The sequence below is a fragment of the Halorubrum sp. C191 genome, from assembly GCF_002727095.1.
In the GTDB taxonomy this organism is placed as follows: Archaea; Halobacteriota; Halobacteria; order Halobacteriales; family Haloferacaceae; genus Halorubrum; species Halorubrum ezzemoulense.
Genome location: NZ_NHNZ01000014.1, coordinates 1 through 636, shown reverse-complemented (window position 1 = coordinate 636; position 636 = coordinate 1). Strand labels below are relative to the sequence as shown.

The 636-nt window shown below is 54.2% G+C and carries 1 protein-coding gene; it reads right to left on the bottom strand.

Going from position 1 to position 636, the window contains the following annotated elements; genetic code table 11:
* Positions 1-324: 324 nt before the first annotated feature.
* Positions 325-636: TRAM domain-containing protein (locus tag Z052_RS00700; protein ID WP_099288504.1), on the bottom strand; the 312-nt coding region annotated here is incomplete at its 5' end.

The following is a 636-nucleotide window of genomic DNA, read 5'->3' as shown; positions in this document are numbered from 1 at the left end:
GAAAGAGGTCGTTTGGTTGTGCCAGCTCCGAATTGAGTACGCTATCTCGGGTTCAAATCGCCGGACTACGGTGGGTGTTCAACATGTTAAATCGTCTTTCCGCAGCTCTACACAAGAGCGTCACGCCGCTCTTATGTAGAAACGCGGAAAGAGGTCGTTTGGTTGTGCCAGCTCCGAATTGAGTACGCTATCTCGGGTTCAAATCGCCGGACTACGGTGGGTGTTCAACATGTTAAATCGTCTTTCCGCAGCTCTACACAAGAGCGAAGTGAGTAGTGGTGTGAGAAGTTTGCAATAACCACCCGTTCGTGCCAACCTGTGGTCCTAGACTTCCTCGCGAAGGGTGTCATCAACGACATCAGCGAACGCAACGTTCTCACGCACCTGTTGTATCTCGACGGTGACTCGGTCTCCGACACTCGTTTCGGGAACGATCACAACGTAGCCGCGCTCGACTTTCGCGATCCCGTCACCTTGGTCACCGAGATTCTCGATTTCAACGTCTCGCTGTTCACCTTCCTCGACAGGCGGGCCGTCGTATTCGTGTTGCTGACCAGCGTGGTCAGGTGATTGAGTGTCCTCAGTCGTGTCGGCGGCTTCGGTATCCGGCGTCGACGTCGATATGAGCGCAACACG